The following is a 20,438-nucleotide window of genomic DNA, read 5'->3' on the forward strand; positions in this document are numbered from 1 at the left end:
AAAATGAAAAAACCGGCTGCGGATCGTATTCTGATGTTTTTAAAAATGAGGGGAGAGGCTACCGCGCTGATGATCTCGGAAGAACTGTCCGTCACCAAAGAAGGGGCGAGGAAACATCTGCTGAATCTGGCCGGGGCAGGTCTCATCATATCTTTTTCTAAAAGTGAAGGAGTAGGGCGGCCGTCTACCTTTTATAAGCTTACAGAAAAAGGATTTTCACAGTTTCCTGATACCCATGCCGATATTACTGTTCAGCTTCTCCGGTCTGTTAAAAACCTTTTGGGTGACAATGCACTGGAACTATTGATTAATGACAGGGAGAAGAATACCTACCGGCGGTATGAACAGTCTCTTGCAAATGCAGGATCGCTGGAACAGCGACTGGATATTCTCGTTAAAATCCGGAGTGAGGAAGGATACATGGCGGAATGGAAAAAGGAAGCCGGAGAATATTTTCTGATAGAAAACCATTGTCCGATCTGTGCTGCCGCTACTGAATGCCAGGGATTCTGCCGTGCCGAATTGTCTAATTTCCGCAATCTTATCGGTAAAGATTACCGGGTGGAAAGGGTAAGTCATATCCTTTCAGGCGGACAGCGGTGTGTCTATAAGATCTTTTAAAGATCAGGTTTCTCCAGATTTCAATAGGATTGAGGATTTTTTGAATCATAAAAAGTCATTTCTATTTTACAGAACCCATTTTTCAATAAGATGCAGCCATAAAGCCTTTTCATCATTCAGAAGAAATACAGCCGATGAATGGCGGCGGGTAGTTTCGGTTCCTGTAATCTGAATCTCAGTATAAGACGCCAGGCCATGATTGTCCGTACTCTCTACTTCAATATTTTCGAGAATGATAACCCGGTTGGGAAATTTTCCGTATACTCCCGGAAGCCATCCCGACAGATCCGATAAGGAAACCGTATTTCCGTTACCATTGATCATTCGGAACTCCGGCGTAAAACCAGACAAAAGTTTCTGATACAGGATTTCCTGATCCGGTGCATTTCCCCGGAACCATTCTTCAATCATATAATGAAACTCTTTTATCTCCCGGGTGATTTTCTCTGTTGAATTCATACGCCTAAATTTAAGATATTTTTTTATAGATGCTCCTGACTGAATTTTAAATTCCTGTTCAGATAGCTCCCAGGAGCAGCAATATGTCACTTTTATCATTAATACAAATTACCTCAGTTCGGGATAAGAGTTTCTTACTGACATAGACATGAAACCAGGAGCCGGAAGAGAATAGTTATGAATCCCACCGATAATAGGTGTTCATCTTTTGAGATCACCTGATCTTATGATGGCTTTCAGTATCTGTAACCGGAAATAACTTTCAGCCTCCTTCCATCTTCAGGCCTTTTCACCTGGATTCTTTAACCCGGACTCAGATTAAAATTTCATAAAAAATATAGTTAACTATATAGTTAACTATATTTTTTATATATTTGCTTATAATTTTTTCCAAAATGGATTTTGATTTCATTAAAGAATTGGGCTATAAAGCTTTAGACAGCAGGTTGAAAAGGATCAGCGACCGGATGGCTCATGACGTAAGAAGGTTCTATAAAGAGCTTGATATAGATGTAGAACCCAATTGGTATCTCGTTTTTATGCTGCTGCAGAAGAATGGCGAAATGGCTATTGTAGATATTGCAGATCCTTTAGGATATGCCCATCCCACGGTGGTTGTGATGGTAAAAAAAATGGCAGAGAACGGATACCTGAATATAAAAAAAGACAAAACCGATAAACGGAAACAGATCATTTCCCTTACAGAAAAAGCCATAAGAATGCTGCCACAGCTGGAGCATATCTGGGACAGCTGTGAAAAAGCAATTCTGGAAATACTTTCTGATGATCTGGAAATTTTCACTTATCTGGACGGAATAGATAATGAGCTGAAAAACAAATCTTTCCATAATCGGTTTAAAGAGAGATATTTACAATCACATAATTTATGAAAACATTTATTTTTCTCACCGCATTTCTTTTTTCAGGGCTGATGCTTCATGCCGAAGAAACCAGGGTCATGATCCGGGTAAAAGCAAGAGATGCCAAATTTATCGGGACCTCATTGGGTGGGGCACATGTTATTGTCCGGAATAAAATCAACCGCGAAATCATGGCGGAAGGAAATACTTCCGGAAGTACAGGAAATACAGACCTGATCATGAAAACTCCAAAGACAAGGGGAAGCTTAATTACGGACAGTGAAACCGCCGGATTCCTGGCAAAAGTAGATATTACAGAACCGGTCTTGGTCACCATTGAAGTGATTTCCCCATTCAATCAAAGACAGGCCCAGGCTGCTGTAAGTATAGAGTTATGGCTGATTCCGGGAAAGCATATTTCAGGAGACGGGATTATTCTGGAAATTCCGGGATTTATTGTCGATATCCTGAAACCCAGAACCCATCAGTACATCGCACTGAACACCATTAAGGATAAACCTTTCCGTTTCCAGGCGAATATTGTTATGATGTGCGGATGCGTAATAGAAAAGAACGGAGTCTGGAACTCTGATGAAATGGAAATAAAAGGAATCCTTAAAAAAGACGGAAAACCTGTAAAAGAAGTCATATTTTCACTGGTGAGCACCAATCTGTTTGAAGGAGATACCATGATTACGGCAGCCGGAAATTATGAACTTATTTTATACGCTTATCACGAAAAATCAGGAAATACAGGAGTTGATAAGATGAATTATGTGGTTTATGAATAGTTGTGTATGTTTATTCCCAAAAGATACCCCGGCTTATACCTTTTGCTTTCCCTCTGAAAATTCATACATTTACACCAGGTTGACAGAAGATAAATTATGAATGTGAGCGGATCTGAACTTTCTGATTTTTTAAAAATATTCTGGCAGTTCTCATGGATGCAGTGGGGACTGTTTAGTATAGCGGTTAATATTTTTATGTACCTGTTTTCAATCGGGTTATACCTGTTGATTGATAAAACCTGCCACAAAGAGAAATTACAGCAGACTGATCATCCGGTGAACAGATCGGATGTTTATCTCAGTTTTATAACCATTGTATGCAACAGCTTCGTAATGATACTGGGGGTTGGCCTGTGGAAGAGCGGATGGATTATTCTGAACGCTGTCCCGTCTGTAATTTCCGTTATTTCAGAAGTGCTTGTTTTACTGCTTCTGATGGATCTGATGATGTATATCTTTCACTATGTAGCTCATATTCCTTTTGTATACAGGCTTTTACACGGAAAACACCATGAACATACCAGTACCAATTTTCTCAGTCTCTTTGTGCTGCATCCTTTGGAGGTCATCGGATTTGGAATGATGCTGCTGATCTTGCTGATGGTGTACAATTTCTCGGTTGTTGCCGTTATGATTTATCTGATGATTAACCTCATCTGGGGAACTGTCGGGCATCTGAACAGGGAATTTTTTCCACTGGAACTGGACCGTTTCCTTGTCGGAACGACAGGATTTCATAACCGTCACCATAAGGATGAAAGCTGTAATTTCGGTTTCTATACCTCTCTCTGGGACAGGATCTTCACAACCTATAAACCATAACTGATCGGGAAATTTTCAATTTTTCACATTGAATTCCTTTGTCTCATCCCAGCAGGAAACACAGACAATTTTAAAATCGCAGTCTGTGAACCAGTTTTCGCGGTCTTCTTCAGTTTCTGTAAGATCCCAGGCATCTTCACACTGATCGCACCATGCATCGGGACGTCCCATATCTCCTTCATCATGCTCATGAAATCCGGAAGGGGTATTATTAAACAGGCTTTGTGCCAGATGTACACACAGCAGCCCCATTTGCTGCTTTCCATGAGTTGAGCATTCTACATATTTTGGTTCCATCTTCTTTATTTTAAAACTGAAATATTGTTATAAATCATTGGGATACATTCAAAAACAGATCGCAGCGTTCCGGAGATCATGGTCGCAGAGCGGGCAGCTATGATCATCCGAATTCAGATAATGATGTTTTTAATCTTCCTAAAATACAAATAAAATCTTAGTATTTAAAATACTTTAGGAGACTTTAAAAGGAATTCGGATCAGATAGAGCGGAATGAAAAAGACTGCCCGAAGACAGTCTTTTATTAAAAAAAATATTCATATTTAATCATTATCAACCCTGATCCATTTTCCGTTTTCCACACCTTCGTAAAAATGATCGTTGTGGTAAATAACAGCTCCCCGGGCATGAGGTTTCTGAACAGGAAGGACCAGTGTTTCCGGTAACGCGCCACTATTCCTGATCAACAGTACATCATTTCCTTCTTTTACCGTAATTCCGGTTCCTGAGATGAGCTTTGTGGCTCCGGAATCAACAGGAGGACTGATGACTGTTACAGGATCAGTCTCAGATAACCGTCTGGCTCCCATACTGGCAGTACATCCTCTCAGAATGCCATTCATCAGCATAGTAACTCCGGGAACAGTACATTCCGGATTGATGTTGATTACAATATTTTTGTTATTCAGCAGTAGAGGACAGGCTTCCCCGCTTGCAAAACGGATGCTTTTCAGACGGTAAACAAATGTTCCGGCCTGGTTTTTCGGATGAAGAATTACCGCTTCACCATTAGCCGCTGAAGTGATGTCCTGGTCCGGGCCACTGTTCACAGAATAAGTGAAAATATACGTCTGTGCCAGAGATCCTTTAAATTTTACCTGAACATCACCCGTTACCTGCTGTACGGCACTTACCGGGGCAGTTACAGTATTATCGACAGGCATGGTAACAGAACTGATCGTAAAGTTTTCTGTAATATTACATCCATCCTGGGCATAAACTACTTTCACACTGTAATTTCCGGGCTGGGTAAACGTTACCAATGGGCTGGTACTGATCACTCCGCTGCCGGGCTGATTCACCTTCGTCCATGTATAGGAAGCATTGGCATCTGTTCCGAACAGAGTAGCCGCATCATATGTTTTCGGAAATTCTGAGGCACAGAGCGTCTTGTTGCCGCCAAAACCTGCCGCCTGTACATTGGTAGGTACAATGGTAAGATTGGTGGTATTTCCCAGGTCCTGGCTGTTTCCATACGCACTCACTGTGCGGGAGAAATTCATATCCCGGACAGAAGCATAGAACATGGTATAGGCTGCCGCCGGATCCAGTGTAACTGAACTTTGTCCGGATGCAGCTGTTCTGCTGATATTGATCCTGTTACACGGCGTACCGGTCATAAACAGATTTTCCGTAATGATCTGCCCGTCCGCAATCGTATAATTTCCCGGATTGAAATAAAGGATTTTATAACGTCCGGCAGAGGCAAGAGTACTTACTCCGGCTCCTCCCAGGAAAGTTACTTTGTTGAAGTTATGGACTGTATTGCCTTCGTTGAGTGTTCCATATCCGGTGATGACGATTTCATTAAAATCTGAAATATTGGGAACAGTAACGGCAAAATTCTGAGTGGTAATTTTACTTCCTTCCGCCTGGATCGTAACCGGAATACCTCCTGCGTTTACCTTGAAACTATAAGATCCTGTATTGATAACAGACTGGCGGAAATCCAGTACGGGATTTACATTTTGGTTATAAATAAAGCTTACGCCGCCTGTCATCGGAAAATTGTTGGATTTAAAACTCTTTACATTGGTTCCTCCGATATTTCCTGTATATGCACTCAGTAATTCAAAATCGTCTTTATCTGCAGGTATTGCAATATTTACGTTTACCCCTTTGGTATCGATATATCTGGTCTTTATCAGTGCGGGATTCTGAACCATATTGATGAAAGAAGTACCCGAAAAAGTAGTCATATCCGGCTGAAGTGTAAGATTTCCGTAAATATTCAGATAATAGGAAGAGTTAGTGCTGTATACCCCCAGATTAGGAGAGTTGGGGGCATTATTAAAGGTAACATTATGGGCAAAAGCATTGGTTCCGGTAATCGTAATTGATTTCTGGGATGCTGTGAAGCCTGAATTCTGATCGAAGAATACATTATCATTGGATCTCGGAGGATTACAGCCTGTAACAGGCACACCACCGGAAGTCAGGGACCAGTGCAGAGGATCATTCCATTCACCCTGTCCGCCAATCCAGTAAAGGTCTCTTGGAGCCGCAGTAAGCGTATCCGAAAAGCTGAATCCTGTAACACCTCCCAGATTCTTACTGCTGGAAGTAATATAAGTCTGTCCTCCGGAAGACGAAACATTTTTCAGCTGTACCCTGTCTATGACGAAATCCGAAGGATTATATCCGGAAATAATGATCTGCCTTACCGAATTATCACCCGAGATGATCACCCTCTCATCCTCCAGACAGCCACCCTGTAAAAGCATTGAATTGTTCACTGTAATATTACCGGCGAAAATAACAGAGTTGGATTTCTGGATATTGAGATGATTGACATTCAGACCTGTGATCTGAAGCGCATAAGGCTGGGTATAAAAGGTTCCCTGCAGCATATTGAAATGATTGACAGTCCCTCCCTGCATCGAAAAATAAGCCGTTGTATTAAGATTAATACTCTTATAATCAATTCGTTCAAAATAATGGGCGAGATTATTGGCTGAAAAATTACTTTGTCCACCCAGTACGGAATTTAATCTCAGAATACTGTTATTAGAGATCACAGGCTGCTGTGTATTTGCTGTAAAAGCCCTTAAAGTAATATCAGAATTGCTCAGCAGCACCTCCTTCCCGTTGAAAGTAGCGTTGTTAATATTAAGCAGGGTTCCTGTAAGATCAAGAGTTCCTGCCGTATTGTTCTGATTGATATTACCGCCGTTCATATCAAAGGTTCCCGTTCCACGGTAGACTTTCCAGTTGGCATTCCCCGAAAAAGTAAAGTTGGTATTTCCTCCGTTGGGGTAAACCGCTTTACTGATTCCTGCTGCCTTTCCAGCTGCGTTTATAAAAATAAATCCGCTGAAATATCCTGCATCATAATAACCGGGATGAAGGGTAAGATCTCCGTTGATCCCCATCGAATAATAATTATTGCTTCCTGCAAAATGAGACCGTGCTGAAGCCGGAAGCCCGCTGAATGTAAGGTTGTTTACCTGTACACTGTTTTCCAGGCTGATACTTGTAATCGTGCTGGCAGAAAATCCTGAGTACTGATCAAAAAACACATTGTCATAAATAGTAGGAAGCCCGCAGTTGGAAGTTACTCTTGCTGAGGACGGATCCATAGACCAGTGGCTGAGGTCGTTCCAGTTTCCGTTTCCTCCTTTCCAATAAAAGTTTTTTGCCGCAGGAAGTGTAAAATTAATGCCGCTGTTGCTGCCGTTATCAATGGAATTGTTGGCATTCACGGGCTTTGCGCCGGCAACAGGAGTAACATATACCGCATTAATTCCGGAGATCATCATTCTGTTCAGTTCCACAAAACCGGTTCCGTTGATGTTATTTCCCAGAATAAGATTATTGCCTCCGTTTCCGGTAAGATTGACATGAAGATCACAGTCTGCACGGTTGTACACAAAAGTATCCGTAGCTCTGAGATTGGAAGAGTTGCTGAAAGTAATATGGGAAGGAGCGTTAATCATTACGTTCTTTACCGTGTTCGTATTGGTGAGTGTGGTGTAGTTTCCGGAACTGATCTGAAACAGATTGGCCTTTATATCAGAAAAAGTGGCGGTACCATTTCCCTCCTGGTAGATACTTCCGAAAAAATGGTTGGGATCTGCCGAATAATACCGGCCGCTGTAAGTATTGCTGATGTATACGGCTGTGTTGGGAGCATTGATCTGTTGTGCTGTGGAAATATAAAGGGCAGGAGTCCTGATAAGGCCATTATCTATGGAAACATTCTTTCCGCCCAGCCTGAAAGCCCCGCCTACTGATATTTTTCTGCCATCGGCAGACAGGCTGCTTACCAGCGTTGAAACAGTACTTGATTCATTAAAATTAAAATCCAAAGTAACACTTACATCATAAGGAGCTGCCCAGCTTGCCGGAAGTAAACGGAACTCATCATTAATACCGATAATATGAATCCTGTTCACAGTTTGCCCTTCAAAATTCATATACCGTACTGCCGGTGGATCGGTATTTCTATATTTCTGGAAACTGAACAGGCCGGCTGATGCCGTCATATCTTTCTGAAGATAGATATTTCCGTAAATATAGTTGTTGGTCACACTGTAAACAGGATTTCCGGGAGCATTGCTCCAGGTCATATTCCGGAAATAGGCAGTGTTTCCGACAGGATTGGTAATGGTATTATTTCCTGCTGTAAATCCCGAATTAACATCAAAAACAACATCATCATACATGGTTGGAACGCAGTTGGCTGATGCTCCTCCGGATGAAAAAGACCATTTAGACGGATCATCCCACGCTCCTGAACCAATCCTGTAATACGTTTTGCCTGTCAGTCCTGTATAGGTTATATTCCCCGTATTTCCGCCACCGTCTATGGATGCGGTTACTGCTGCGCCACCTGTTAATTTGGTGTTGTTTAAAGTATAACCCGAGAAATGGGCTCCGGCACCACTGTTGATGCCAGCCGACATGATAAGATTAACAAAATAGGAACTGTTCATTCCTCCGAAAACAGGCAGAGCTGCGTTTTTACAGGATAGATTGGCAGTCAGAGTCTGATTAACATTAAAAGAACCTGAATTGGCTATTGAATTAAACAGACAGTCACCTCCGTTCAGGATGAGATTATTGATGGTATACCTGGCCAGATAACCGAAATAAAATCTGTTGAGTCCATTTCCCAGAGAACAGGTATTGAATTCATTTTCTGCCGCATAAAAATTAGCAATTCCGCTGTCTGTGGTTAAAGTATTGACCTTAAGCCTGGCAATATTGTAGGTGATATTGGATGTTCCGATAGTATAGTTTCCATTTCCCAATAAGTTCAGGGTATTGATCTCGTATTGCCCGGTTCCGGTGGTGGTGATAAGCTGGCCCCCGGATGTCCCGGTAATATCATCTGCCTTCAGGTAGGTACCTACGGAAATCTGGTTCCGCATAATGATCTTTTTAATATCCTGGGTAGAAGGAACAGATAACTGCCCTGAAACCGTTGCCTGCGTAAGATTGGCATTAGGTGTGTAAGTTGAGGTTCCGCCTGTGGAAGTAAGCTGTACCGTTCCGAAATCAGAAACCGCCGCTGAACTGTAACTGATATCACCGGTTACCCTGATATTCTTATTATTGGGATCCAATACACTGCTGCCTCCTATGGTAAAGGAAAAATAGCCGTTGGTATAGAAATCATTGATCAGTTTAAAACTTCCGGTTCCTAAAAAATTAACTGACGACTGATAACTGGAAGATAGGTAAAGAGGATCTATGAGGTTCCCGGGAATATCAATAATATTGGGAGTGGGGTTAATGCTGTCAGAATAAAGATTCATCGTCATATTATAATAACTTCCTACATTTCCTCTCCATTTCAGGTTTCCGTAAATATTGAATACTGTTCCCTGGTTGAAGTTGATTTTTCCTGTAAAAGAATCGTCTATAATGAAGTCTTTCGCAATGATGGAAGGAGAGGCATTGATGGTTCCCCCCGAAGCCGTAAAACCGCTTCCTGAAGTAAAGTATACATTGTCATACCGGGAAGGAATAATGGTTGCCTGCTGTCCGGATGAAGAGCCGATGCGCCAGTGGTTCAGATCGCTCCAGCTGCCGGCACCTCCCACCCAATAGTAGCTGTTCTGTGCGAAAATACTGCTGCTTATCAACAGAAGCAGAATGAGATATAATTTAATTTTCATTGTTTTGGAATTACAGATTAATAATGCCTGAAACCTTATGATCTCAGGTAGATGTAAACTCGTGATTCAGGATTATTTTGCCTTTTTCAGGTCCCGGATCTCTTTCTGTAATTCATCTATTTTTTTACCCTGCTCCTGAACCGTCTGCAGCAGGAGAGGAATAAGTTCATTATAATTTACTGATTTATACCCTTCATTGTCGGTACTCACAATATTCGGAAGGACTTTTTCCACTTCCTGGGCGATCAGTCCGTACTGAAGCTGTGCATTTCCGCCTTTCTTTTTTCCTTTCTCATTCCAGAAGTAAGAAACGGGTCTCAGTTTTGACAATACTTCCGAAGAAGACTGTACAGGGGTAATATCCTGTTTCAGCCGCTCGTCAGAATTATAATCTATGGCACTGGCTTTTACCGTTCCGGCTACGTCAAGTTTTGCCGATGCGGAAGGCGATGTACCTATTCCCACACTTCCGGTTCCTGAGAATACAAGGTTTTTGCCGTTAAGATCTACATTTCTGGATGCCAAAGGTGTTGTAATGCTGCCATCTGCCGTGTATATGTTGGAACTTACACTTTCCCAGGCAGTTCCGCTCCAGTAATAATAGCCGGATTGGGTGATCTTGGCCACTTTTGCAGTAGGAGAGGCCGGAGCAGAGGTTGCATAGATCATCAGGGATTCTGTTCCGGGCTGTATATTATTGGTCATTGTCTGAATCTGGTCACCTGTAAGACGGGGAATCATCAGACCTTCTGTTTGCGAAGCTCCGTCTGTTTTTGCCCGGATATCTAAAGTAGATTTCGGATCAGGTGTATTAATCCCGACCTGGGAAAACAGGAATGAACAGGAAGCAATGCTTCCGATAAGGCAGAGTTTAGACACTGCAGTGCTGCCAGCCTGCAGGATAGTAGAGTTTTTCATAGTTTCTTAAATGCTTTTTATTGTAGTCGTATATTCAGAATTCCTTAGTGTAGTTTTTTTAATAATTCCCGGAGTATTATTTTCGATTTTTCAATTAATTCATTGGATCTGTAAAGCTGGCTGGTAAGGATGGAACTTTCAAACAGAAGATAAATGTGGGCTGCCAGAAGCTCATCTTCAATCTCGCTGCTGAAAGAAATTCTCAGTCTGTTTTTATGGTCCCTGATGACATCATGGATCTTGGTTTTCTCCGCAGAAACTTCAGACAGCAGATTGAGAAAACTGCAGCCTCTGAAATTTTCCTTTTTATTCATGTAGATGAGAAAATCGAACGACTTCATCAGTTTGTCTTTAAGATCAGCAGCTCCTGAAGTAAAACTGACCAGTTCAGACACCCAGTAATCATATCTTCTTTTCAGAAATTCAATGCACAGGTCATCCTTTGATTTAAAATGCTGATAGAAGCTTGCCTTTGAAACACCTGAATCTTCAATAATCTGGTTGATCCCGGTATTGTTATACCCCTGTTGATGAAACAAAACAGAAGCGGTATTTAAAATTCTTTCGCGAGGTCGGTACATTTGTGAATTATTTTCACAAATATAAATAAAAGATGGACTGACTGGTCTGTATTGTTAAAAAAAACTTAAAAATAATTTAATATTCTTATGAAAAAAGACGTCATATATTTCTATGAAGGCTCATTTAATGGGAATTTTCAGGATATTCACCATATCTCAAATTTTTTCACCATTTTGCATATTCATAAAAATTAACCCCCAAATTAAATCACAAAATGAATGGATTTCCGAAAATTTTATCCGATAAAACAGTCAATGAAAGACATATTGATTTCAGAAAAGCATTATTTGACCTTAATGCAGAAGACATCCGTCCTGAACATATAGAAATACTTACCGGAATCTATATGGCCACCAAACAGATCGATTACCGTAATAAAATTCTGAGACTGCTCTATGATTTCAATACTCCCGGACTCAGTCCTTTTTTTGATGCAGCCTATAAAAAAGAACGGTATCTGGATATGAAAGTATATGCCCTCAGAGGGCTGGCCAGGTTCGCAGAAGAAAAAGAAATAGAAAAGCTGGTCAGTAAGCTGAAGGTTTCTCTTGCAAAAAGGGAAGAAACCACACCTTACAATTACCAGGAATACGAGCTGCTGAGAGGAAAAAATGCCCTTCCTTACCTTGCTGAAAAATATGGCTATACTTGTTTCCTTGAGCTTCTGGCACAGGTAAACGAACAGTACGGGAGAATGCCCGATGAATTTAAAGGACATTTTACAACAGATGAGGATGGTGAATTTGTCCAGTTAAAAAGTCCCGCGGAAAGTTCAATGCTGATCGACAGCTTTTTTAAGCGGTTAAAAGAGAAATAACCTTTCTGTAAATTTCTTTACAGGCTTCTAAAAATATTCAATGTCGGAAAGGCGATGGAAATTTTTGAATTAAGAGAAGATTACCTGATAAAAATTACCCGTTTGTGGTATTTAATCTGAATCATAAAATACTCAACTTAGTAACTGAAAACGGATTAACGAACCATCCATTTATTAATTGTATAGAAACAAATGATTTTTTCTGATCAGGAAATTAATATTTTTTTGACATCTTTTCACCGTCTCAGACTCAGCAAAAACGGTTTTATACCTGCCTGATATTTTTACTTTATACCTTATATTTGATTTATGAAAAAAACAGGTCTGCTGGTATTATTTGCTGTTGTTTTTAACAGTGGCTGCCATGCACAAATAAAATCTTTACCCAGGATCGAACCAGGGGTATCCTACGAGTTGGCTCAGTTGAGAAAAAATACACTGAGTGAGATTAAATACGAGATCAGCCTGAAGATTCCGGAAAATAAAACAGAAAGGATTTCCGGGACGGAAGTTATTGGTTTTAACTATAAAAAATACGATGAAGCCCCTCTTCAGATCGATTTTAAAGAAGACTTTTCTTCAATATGGTCCGTATCTGTAAACGGACAGGTGACCAAGCCCGTTCAGGAGAATGAACATATCATTATCGATGCGAAATACCTGAAATCGGGGTTTAACCGGATTGATTTTACATTCCTTGCGGGAAACGGGGCACTAAACAGACGTGACGACTACCTTTATGCTTTATTTGTGCCGGACAGGGCGAGAACCGTGTTTCCGTGTTTTGATCAGCCCAACCTGAAGGCCAGATATTCCCTGACCCTTACCGTTCCGGAAAAATGGAGTGCTCTGGCCAACGGAAAACTGAAAAGTACCACTGTGCAGCAGGGACAGAAAACATTAAAGTTCGAAGAGTCGGACCTGCTTCCTACCTATCTTTTTTCTTTTGCTGCCGGAGAATTCAAAACCGCTGTACAACCCATCGGGCAACAGGATTCCCATCTTTTATACCGCGAAACGGATACGCTGAAAATAAAAAACAGTATGGATTCTATTTTCACCCTGTACAGAAACTCTCTTGCCTATTATGAAAAATGGACCGGCATAAAACATCCTTTTCAGAAGCATGGAATGGCGGCTATTCCTGATTTCCAGTTCGGGGGAATGGAACATCCGGGTGTAATCCTGTTTCAGAATTCAACATTATTTTTAGATCAGAATGCCACACAGAACGAACTGAATAACCGTTCCAATCTCATGGCCCATGAAGTGGCCCATCTCTGGTTCGGAGATATGGTTACCATGGATTGGTTCAATGATGTGTGGATGAAAGAAGTCTTTGCCAATTTTATGGCCGATAAAAGTACCGGTGCTTCTTCCGACCGGCAGGTTTATGATCTGAAATTTTTAACGACACACTTTCCGGCAGCCTATTCCGTAGACCGTACCCCGGGAGCCAATCCCATCCGGCAGGTTCTGGATAATCTGCAGAATGCAGGAATGATGTACGGGGCCATTATCTACAACAAAGCTCCGATCATGATGAGACAGCTGGAACTGCTGGCAGGGGAAGACAGCTTTAAACAGGGAGTAAATGAATATCTTAAAAAATATGCGTACAGCAATGCCACCTGGCCCGATCTTATTGCTATTCTGGATAAACATACCCCGGAAGACTTACAGAGCTGGAATAAGGTATGGGTGAACGATCCGGGAAGACCTGTAATTGATTATGATCTTAAAGATAAAAATAATAAGATTCAGCGTTTTATGATCACCCAGCATCCTGAGTATGGAAAGGAGAAAAAAATCTGGCCCCAGCAATTCCGGATGAGCCTGTTTTATGCGGACAGGGTTGATAAAGTGGATGTAAAACTGTCCGGAAGACAACAGGAAATTTCCGAGCTGAGAGGGAAAGCAAAACCGCTTTTCATCCTGCTGAACTCTTCAGGAATAGGATATGGGGTATTCAGGGCGGATAAAGCTCTAATGACCGGCTTTTCTTTGGTGAAAGATCCGGTAAGCCGGGCCAGTGCCTATATTTCGCTATATGAAAATATGCTGGGCAATTCGGGAGTCAGCCCATCGGATTTGCTGCATTTTTATGCCGGACAGTTACAACAGGAAACAACAGAGCTGAATATACGCCTTATTACCGGTTATATTTCTACTGTTTTTTGGGAATTCCTGTCCGAAAATTCGCGGCTTAAAGAGTCCGGAGATCTTGAGAATATGCTCTGGAAGGCATTGGAAGTACAGACGGCAAAAAATAATAAAAAAATCCTGTTCGACTGTTACCGGAATATTTTCCGGTCTCAGCAGGCCTATGACCGTCTGTCTGAGGTCTGGAGACTGAAGAATCCGCCTAAGGACGTATCCCTTAATGAAGACGATTATACCAACCTGGCCCTTTCTTTATCCCTTAGAAATAATAATAACAGTGAATTGCTTCAGGAACAGCTGAAAAGAATTACAAATAAAGACCGGATAAAACGTTTCGAAATTATTATGAAAGCAGCCTCATCAGACCGGAAAACACGTGATGATTTCTTCAGCGGTCTGATGGAAAAACAGAACAGAACCAATGAATCGGCTGTTGGTACGGCATTGGGCTATCTGCACCATCCGTTAAGACAGCAGACTTCTGTACACTATCTTCTTCAATCTTTAGATATATTACAGGAAATACAGAAAACGGGGGATATTTTCTTTCCGGATAACTGGCTCCGCTCAACATTCGGCAATTATCAGGATCCCCAAGCGCTGGAAATCGTCAATCGGTTTCTTTTACAGCATCCCGGCTATAATGTCATCCTGAAGAATAAAATTCTGCAGGCAACTGATAACCTGAAAAGAGCCCGGGTACTGGTAAAATAGAATAAAAGCGGAAGTGTGTAAACATAGATTTCCGGGCAGATCTGTCCGGAAATCTATGTTTTGGATTATAATGCTGTTTCTCTGTAAAAAGTCCTTCATTTTTCAGAAAATAGCTATCTTCGGATTCATAAAAAAATAATATGCAAATATATGAAGGGATTTCTGTGGGGTTGTACCTGTTACTGATGATAGGTATAGGCATATATTCTTATAGAAAATCAACAAGTAATTCAGAAGAGTTTTTAATAGGGGGAAGGAAAATGGGGGCGGCTGTTACAGCCCTGTCTGCAGGAGCTGCGGATATGAGTGGCTGGTTGCTGATGGGCGTTCCGGGAGCCATGTATTTATCAGGGATTTCCAGTTCCTGGATTGCGATCGGTTTAACAGCCGGGGCTTATCTCAACTATATTATTGTAGCACCTAGACTCAGGATTTATACGGAAGTTGCTCAGAATGCGATCACGCTGCCGGTATTTTTCGAAAACAGGTTTAAAAATAAAAACCATCTTCTGAAGATTGCTTCCTCCATTTTTATTCTGGTATTTTTTACACTTTACACATCAGCCGGGATGGTATCCGGAGGAAAGCTGTTTGAATCGGCTTTCGGAATGGATTATACCGCAGGGTTGCTGCTTACCAGCCTGGTAGTTGTGCTGTATACTTTTTTAGGGGGATTTCTGGCAGTAAGTCTTACGGATTTTGTACAGGGAACCATTATGGTGCTGGCGCTGGTGATTGTGCCGATTGTTGCTATTTCGCAGATCGGCAGTTTTGAGGAAACTTTTTCTCTGATTGAAACAAAAGATCCTAAATACCTTGACCTGTTCAGAGGAACAACCACCGTGAGTATTGTATCTTTACTGGCCTGGGGGTTGGGATATTGCGGGCAGCCCCATATCCTGGTGCGTTTTATGGCCATTGATAAACCTAAAGATCTGGTCAAGGCAAGACGGATAGGGATCACATGGATGATTTTTACAGTTGCCGGGGCTTTGGCAATAGGTCTGGTGGGAATTGCCTATCTGCAGAAGTTTGATCTGCAGACAATGATGAAATTCGACGGATCGAAAACAGAAGCTGAAACAATTTTCATTTATTTCTCCAGGATATTATTCCATCCGTTGATTGCAGGATTCCTGCTTACAGCTATTCTGGCTGCCGTGATGAGTACTATTTCTTCCCAGCTGCTGGTGACTTCCAGCTCACTCACGGAAGATATTTATAAAGCCTTTCTGAATAAGAGGGCTACTTCAAAGCAACTGCTGATCGCCAGCAGGCTTTCCGTTTTGCTGGTGGCTATCGTAGCCGTGCTTTTATCACTGGATCCTAAAGACAGCATTCTCAATCTGGTGGGTAATGCATGGGCAGGCTTCGGTTCCGCATTCGGGCCGCTGATTCTTTTATCTCTTTTATGGAAAAAAACTACCTGGCAGGGTGGTTTTGCGGGAATGCTGGCCGGCGGAGTTACGGTGCTGGCATGGGTTTACCTTCAGCATCCTTTCAAAGACTGGTATGAAATGATTCCCGGATTTACTTTATCCCTGATCACCAATGTCACTGTTTCGTTACTTACCTACAAGCCGGATGCAATGATTGAAAGTGAATTTGATGAAGTAAATAAAATTATGAAGGAATAATAAACATTTCCGATAAGTGAGGAAATAAAAATAAAGGGGCCGTCTCACTTTTGAGGTAACTACTTCCCCGATATGAGGTGATTCCGGGTTGTAATCTGAGAAAAAAAACTGATCGGGAAAAGGGATGGGTTTTTGCCACTGACCAGATGAGTAACTGAAAAATTCATTACAGCTGATGTGGGAATAAAATGCAGTGACAAAAAAATAGAACAATGAAAATAAATGCTTCATTCAGAATTACACAGTTCACCGAAAATTATTTATATTTAAGGAGTCATAAAAATTCAGATGAAAAAACTCATGTTCATTACAGGAATCATTGTACTGCTGGTTTTTATTTTCTTTTATAATTTTGGGGGACTGGATCTGTATCTGATGAATAAGATGAATAACACCCGGTTGCCTGATGAATATAAAAGTTATCAGAATATTGATACCGATAAACCTGTTGTTTTCGGAAAACATGAAATGAAGCTCATGTGGGATGACAGTTTTGAGCCGATACAGCATTTTATCAGTTCAAAAGGGGAGATGATTATTGTGGTGAGCCGGATTCCTAAAGACAGAGATCAGGAAGCGGTAGAAGATGAAGCCGTTGGAGGAGGTGTCCGGTTCCATCAGGATTTTCATTTTTATAAACTGGATAAAGATGGAGAAATCAAAGATCATTATGTTTATCAACGGACTGATAAAAACAGAGAAGAGAAAATATTCGGAGACTTCATTGTGAATGCGTATAAGAAATATTATAAAACCTGGATCACAGACGGAGATACATTACCGAAACCAATGATTATTCAGAATGAGGATCTGAAATGGGATGAAGAGCAGCAGGTAAAGCAGTATGAGGAGATCTATGAACAGGCAGACTATTTTGATAATATCAGTAAAAGCTATCCTGAACAGGAAACAACCTATTATCTGGACGGAAAATGGTATCAGATGCGAAGCAATACCAAGCTTACGGGCAGGAGCTATACATGGCCAACCGGCTGGAATAATCTTTTCAGACATTATTCTTCCAGTGAAATGCAGATGGTTCCCAACAGCTTCCCGGAAATAACACCGCTTTATTTTCAGAGAACAGAACTGGTGGAGTTTACCCATAGCGTGGGAGGAGGCTCGGCATCGTCTACGGCAAAAAACTGGAAAGGAGAATTGTACTGTCAGCTTCCGGTTGACCGGGATACTTTAAAATTCAAAATACCGATGTATTTTGAAAAAGGCTTTACCACGCAGAAGTTTTACGAAAGCCCCGGAGAAAAAATAAGAAAATATAAATCTGAACTGGAAAAACAATATTCACCCTACTTCTATTTTGCGGATAAGAGATTCAATTTTCAGCTGTTTACCACCAGCGACCGCAAGCTTTATATGATCAAACCTGTCAGGTAAAATCAATCCATTTATAAAACAGAATTTCAGAAACCTTTGAAAAAACTAATCAGCCATTTAAAATTCAGAATCAGTCAGAGTCTCAGAATATTAAACTTAAATCCCAGAGCCGGTCTTCCTGTTTTACTTATTTTCGGACTTTCAGTTGCGGTAAAGCTGCCCGGGGACTATTATTATCCCGGTGTATTTTTTACTCTCGCAGTATTGTTTCACTGTGAGCGGAAAGATATTCCTTTTCTGAAAAAAGTTTTTATTAAAAGCTGGCGGTGGGTAGTCATTCTGGAAGCGGCATGCATTTACACTATTCTGCTGCTGGGAAATATTAATTATAAAATTGAAAAAACAGCCTTGTGTGGCTATTTCCTGATTCTTTTACTGGGAATAATTCCTCCGAAAACCAGGCCCTGGCTGACCGTACAGTGGAATTGTATTCCCAATGATCTATTTGAATGGAGGAGCTTTCTCAGAAAGAATACCTGGATATTTATGATAGGTTATGCCGCTGTTGTGCTTTCGTCTTATCAGCCTTTGCTGCTTATTCTGGCGGGAGCGTTTGTGCTGGATTTCATTTCCCACATCTACGAACCGCATGAAAGTAAAGAATTGCTTGAAATGTACTTTAAAAAATACAGTTTAAAACAGAAAATAAGGAGAAACTCTCTGTTTTTTAATCTGTTACTTCTGCCCGTATACTGTTCCTATCTTGTTTTACATCCGGCTGAAAGCTTGTACCTAATATATTATTTTGCCTTTATGAATCTGTATTTTATGCTGATTATCACCAGAAAGTACAGGCAGTATACCCATAAAGAAAAAAGCAGTTACTATAATATGGCCGTTTTTATTGAATACTGTATCTGCAGTATGGCTATTATTCCTGCTTTACTGCTCCTGAATATCCATTTAAAAGCTGCTGCCCAAAATATCAGAACCTATGTTGGAGATTAAAAATGTAAATGTTAAATTTAAAAATCAGAATGTATTAAACGATCTGAATCTGTCAATAGAAGACGGATGTATACTTGGAATACTCGGAAAGAACGGAGCAGGGAAGACCACTCTGTTCGAGTCGCTGTACCAGACTGTAAAATTCTCAGGAAACATCAGCTGGAAAAATGAACGCCTGAAACGTGAAATCATCTCTTACCTGGAAACGGAGAATTATTTTTATCCTTATATGACAGGTGAGGAATACCTGGCCTACTTCACCTCAAAAAAAGAAGCCGAGGTGATGGAAGTCATCAGAAAATTTAATCTTCCGCTGAAAAAATACGTGCAGTATTATTCCAGCGGAATGAAAAAAAAGCTGGCTCTGATAGGAATGCTGATGCTGGATAAACCGGTTAATATTCTGGATGAGCCCTTCAATGGTGTTGATTTTGAAGGAGTACATATCTTATATGATGTTATCAGACAGCTGAAATCAGAAAATAAAATAGTTATCATCAGTTCCCATATTATTGAAACTCTTTTTCATACCTGTGATAAAATAGCCGTTCTGGAAAGCGGAAGGATTCAGGATGTATATGAAAAGAAGGATTTCAGTGAGCTTAATACCCTGAAATTTTAAAGACTTCTTTTTTCGTTTATAGAAGTAAATAAGGGAAAACACTTTAAAATATTCCAGGAAATGAAAAAATACGAGAATCAGTTTTATGTGATTACGGGAGGGCCGGGTGCTGGGAAAACAACCCTGCTTGAAGAACTGTGCAAAAACGGTTTCACAGGAATTCAGGAAGAGGCAAGGAGGATTATTAAAGAGCAGATGAGTATTGGCGGCGACGGACTGCCCTGGAAGAATATTACAAAATATGCTGAATTAATGATGAATGCATCTGCTGAAACCTATACGAAAGTAAAAAATAACCCTCCGGAAGGTCCTGTTTTCTTTGACCGTGGTATTCTTGATACGGTATGCTATATGGAAATGGAAAAAATCCCGTTATCGGACAGGGATAAACTGAAAATCTGTGAAACAGTGTACAGCAATACGGTTTTTATCCTCCCTCCCTGGAAAGAAATTTATGAAAATGATACGGAAAGAAAACAGACCTGGGAAGAAGCCGTAGATACCTTCGCAAAAATAAAAGCGGTCTATATGAAATATGGTTTTCATGTGGTTGAAATTCCAAAAGATACTGTACAAAACAGGCTTATATTTATTTTGGAAAAAATAAAATCTGCTTAAAAATATCAATAAAACCTGAGCTGTTTTTTCAAACCCGGATCTTTTTTTTCTTCAGTTCCCGACCTTCATACACCATTAAAAAAATGAAATATCTTATTCAAAAGTCAGATTAAGCAGAAAAGATGATGATGCAGTTTAACAATTATATATTGAAAATCAGCGATTTGTTTTCATGTAGAACAGGTGTAGTATGTTATATTTTCAGTATTTAAAAATGTTAGTATAGATTTACGGAGAACTTTTTTCATTAGTGTGTTTTTGAGTTTTATATTAGCTCGAAGGTTGTCTACTGCCCCGTTTTAAGGGCAGTTTTTAAGCATATGCACTGAA

At 40.7% G+C, this 20,438-nt stretch carries 16 protein-coding genes; 11 read left to right on the forward strand and 5 right to left on the reverse strand.

The features are described 5' to 3' along the window. The first annotated feature begins 3 nt into the window (after nt 1–3). Nucleotides 4–621: a helix-turn-helix transcriptional regulator gene (locus AC106S_RS19390; protein WP_482441321.1), complete on the forward strand. Its 618-nt coding sequence runs from the start codon at nt 4–6 to the stop codon at nt 619–621. A gap of 66 nt (nt 622–687) precedes the next feature. On the opposite strand, the gene AC106S_RS19395 is transcribed toward AC106S_RS19390, so the two are convergent. Beyond that, a complete protein-coding gene (locus AC106S_RS19395; protein WP_482441322.1) occupies nt 688–1,080 on the reverse strand; it encodes a hypothetical protein in 393 nt (130 codons plus the stop codon). Between the two features lie 395 nt (nt 1,081–1,475). Between AC106S_RS19395 and AC106S_RS19400 the strand changes: the two genes are divergently transcribed. The 3 genes from AC106S_RS19400 (at nt 1,476) to AC106S_RS19410 (ending at nt 3,553) form a co-directional block, all read left to right on the forward strand. Continuing rightward, nucleotides 1,476–1,970 carry a MarR family winged helix-turn-helix transcriptional regulator gene (locus tag AC106S_RS19400; protein WP_482441323.1) on the forward strand — a complete coding sequence of 165 codons (495 nt, stop codon included), beginning with the start codon at nt 1,476–1,478 and terminating at the stop codon, nt 1,968–1,970. Continuing rightward, nucleotides 1,967–2,731, forward strand: coding sequence for a hypothetical protein (locus AC106S_RS19405; RefSeq protein ID WP_482441324.1), 765 nt, complete (start codon nt 1,967–1,969; stop codon nt 2,729–2,731). The genes AC106S_RS19400 and AC106S_RS19405 overlap by 4 nt, the downstream gene beginning before the upstream one ends. Nucleotides 2,732–2,827: 96 nt before the next feature. Continuing rightward, nucleotides 2,828–3,553: a sterol desaturase family protein gene (locus tag AC106S_RS19410; RefSeq protein WP_482441325.1), complete on the forward strand. Its 726-nt coding sequence runs from the start codon at nt 2,828–2,830 to the stop codon at nt 3,551–3,553. A 15-nt stretch (nt 3,554–3,568) separates the two neighbouring features. On the opposite strand, the gene AC106S_RS19415 is transcribed toward AC106S_RS19410, so the two are convergent. From AC106S_RS19415 to AC106S_RS19430, 4 genes are all read right to left on the reverse strand, one after another. Continuing rightward, complete coding sequence (locus AC106S_RS19415) at nt 3,569–3,850, reverse strand: hypothetical protein (protein WP_482441326.1); 282 nt, start codon at nt 3,848–3,850, stop codon at nt 3,569–3,571. Between the two features lie 264 nt (nt 3,851–4,114). Next, on the reverse strand, nt 4,115–9,694 hold the full coding sequence (locus AC106S_RS19420; protein WP_482441327.1) for a hypothetical protein: 5,580 nt from the start codon (nt 9,692–9,694) through the stop codon (nt 4,115–4,117). 72 nt (nt 9,695–9,766) lie between these two features. Further along, nucleotides 9,767–10,612, reverse strand: a complete 846-nt coding sequence (locus AC106S_RS19425) for a tail fiber domain-containing protein (protein WP_482441328.1) — start codon at nt 10,610–10,612, stop codon at nt 9,767–9,769. Between the two features lie 44 nt (nt 10,613–10,656). Beyond that, nucleotides 10,657–11,193 carry a TetR/AcrR family transcriptional regulator gene (locus AC106S_RS19430; protein WP_482441329.1) on the reverse strand — a complete coding sequence of 179 codons (537 nt, stop codon included), beginning with the start codon at nt 11,191–11,193 and terminating at the stop codon, nt 10,657–10,659. A 215-nt stretch (nt 11,194–11,408) separates the two neighbouring features. On the opposite strand from AC106S_RS19430, the gene AC106S_RS19435 reads away from it, so the two are divergent. From AC106S_RS19435 to AC106S_RS19465, 7 genes are all read left to right on the forward strand, one after another. Then, entirely contained in the window at nt 11,409–12,011 is a 603-nt protein-coding gene (locus AC106S_RS19435; RefSeq protein WP_482441330.1) for a hypothetical protein, read from the forward strand. 309 nt (nt 12,012–12,320) lie between these two features. Continuing rightward, nucleotides 12,321–14,888 carry a M1 family aminopeptidase gene (locus AC106S_RS19440; RefSeq protein WP_482441331.1) on the forward strand — a complete coding sequence of 856 codons (2,568 nt, stop codon included), beginning with the start codon at nt 12,321–12,323 and terminating at the stop codon, nt 14,886–14,888. A gap of 140 nt (nt 14,889–15,028) precedes the next feature. After that, nucleotides 15,029–16,525, forward strand: coding sequence for a sodium/proline symporter PutP (gene putP / locus AC106S_RS19445; protein WP_482441332.1), 1,497 nt, complete (start codon nt 15,029–15,031; stop codon nt 16,523–16,525). Between the two features lie 288 nt (nt 16,526–16,813). Next, entirely contained in the window at nt 16,814–17,920 is a 1,107-nt protein-coding gene (locus tag AC106S_RS19450) for a hypothetical protein (RefSeq protein WP_482441333.1), read from the forward strand. A 36-nt stretch (nt 17,921–17,956) separates the two neighbouring features. Beyond that, complete coding sequence (locus AC106S_RS19455; RefSeq protein ID WP_482441334.1) at nt 17,957–18,868, forward strand: hypothetical protein; 912 nt, start codon at nt 17,957–17,959, stop codon at nt 18,866–18,868. Further along, nucleotides 18,855–19,490, forward strand: coding sequence for an ABC transporter ATP-binding protein (locus tag AC106S_RS19460; protein WP_482441335.1), 636 nt, complete (start codon nt 18,855–18,857; stop codon nt 19,488–19,490). The genes AC106S_RS19455 and AC106S_RS19460 overlap by 14 nt, the downstream gene beginning before the upstream one ends. Nucleotides 19,491–19,550: 60 nt before the next feature. Next, the gene (locus AC106S_RS19465) at nt 19,551–20,108 is read left to right on the forward strand and encodes an AAA family ATPase (protein WP_482441336.1); all 558 of its coding nucleotides are present in this window, start codon (nt 19,551–19,553) and stop codon (nt 20,106–20,108) included. Nucleotides 20,109–20,438 lie beyond the last annotated feature (330 nt).

The organism is Chryseobacterium sp. FR054 (genome assembly GCF_056844565.1).

Bases quoted from the DNA above. Each gene is read 5' to 3' on its own strand.
- putP (WP_482441332.1), top strand. From the start codon at position 15,029: ATGCAAATATATGAAGGGATTTCTGTGGGGTTGTACCTGTTACTGATG.
- AC106S_RS19405 (WP_482441324.1), top strand. From the start codon at position 1,967: ATGAAAACATTTATTTTTCTCACCGCATTTCTTTTTTCAGGGCTGATG.
- AC106S_RS19415 (WP_482441326.1), bottom strand. From the start codon at position 3,850: ATGGAACCAAAATATGTAGAATGCTCAACTCATGGAAAGCAGCAAATG.
- AC106S_RS19440 (WP_482441331.1), top strand. From the start codon at position 12,321: ATGAAAAAAACAGGTCTGCTGGTATTATTTGCTGTTGTTTTTAACAGT.
- AC106S_RS19420 (WP_482441327.1), bottom strand. From the start codon at position 9,694: ATGAAAATTAAATTATATCTCATTCTGCTTCTGTTGATAAGCAGCAGT.
- AC106S_RS19465 (WP_482441336.1), top strand. From the start codon at position 19,551: ATGAAAAAATACGAGAATCAGTTTTATGTGATTACGGGAGGGCCGGGT.
- AC106S_RS19460 (WP_482441335.1), top strand. From the start codon at position 18,855: ATGTTGGAGATTAAAAATGTAAATGTTAAATTTAAAAATCAGAATGTA.
- AC106S_RS19395 (WP_482441322.1), bottom strand. From the start codon at position 1,080: ATGAATTCAACAGAGAAAATCACCCGGGAGATAAAAGAGTTTCATTAT.
- AC106S_RS19435 (WP_482441330.1), top strand. From the start codon at position 11,409: ATGAATGGATTTCCGAAAATTTTATCCGATAAAACAGTCAATGAAAGA.
- AC106S_RS19400 (WP_482441323.1), top strand. From the start codon at position 1,476: ATGGATTTTGATTTCATTAAAGAATTGGGCTATAAAGCTTTAGACAGC.
- AC106S_RS19390 (WP_482441321.1), top strand. From the start codon at position 4: ATGAAAAAACCGGCTGCGGATCGTATTCTGATGTTTTTAAAAATGAGG.
- AC106S_RS19425 (WP_482441328.1), bottom strand. From the start codon at position 10,612: ATGAAAAACTCTACTATCCTGCAGGCTGGCAGCACTGCAGTGTCTAAA.
- AC106S_RS19450 (WP_482441333.1), top strand. From the start codon at position 16,814: ATGAAAAAACTCATGTTCATTACAGGAATCATTGTACTGCTGGTTTTT.
- AC106S_RS19410 (WP_482441325.1), top strand. From the start codon at position 2,828: ATGAATGTGAGCGGATCTGAACTTTCTGATTTTTTAAAAATATTCTGG.
- AC106S_RS19430 (WP_482441329.1), bottom strand. From the start codon at position 11,193: ATGTACCGACCTCGCGAAAGAATTTTAAATACCGCTTCTGTTTTGTTT.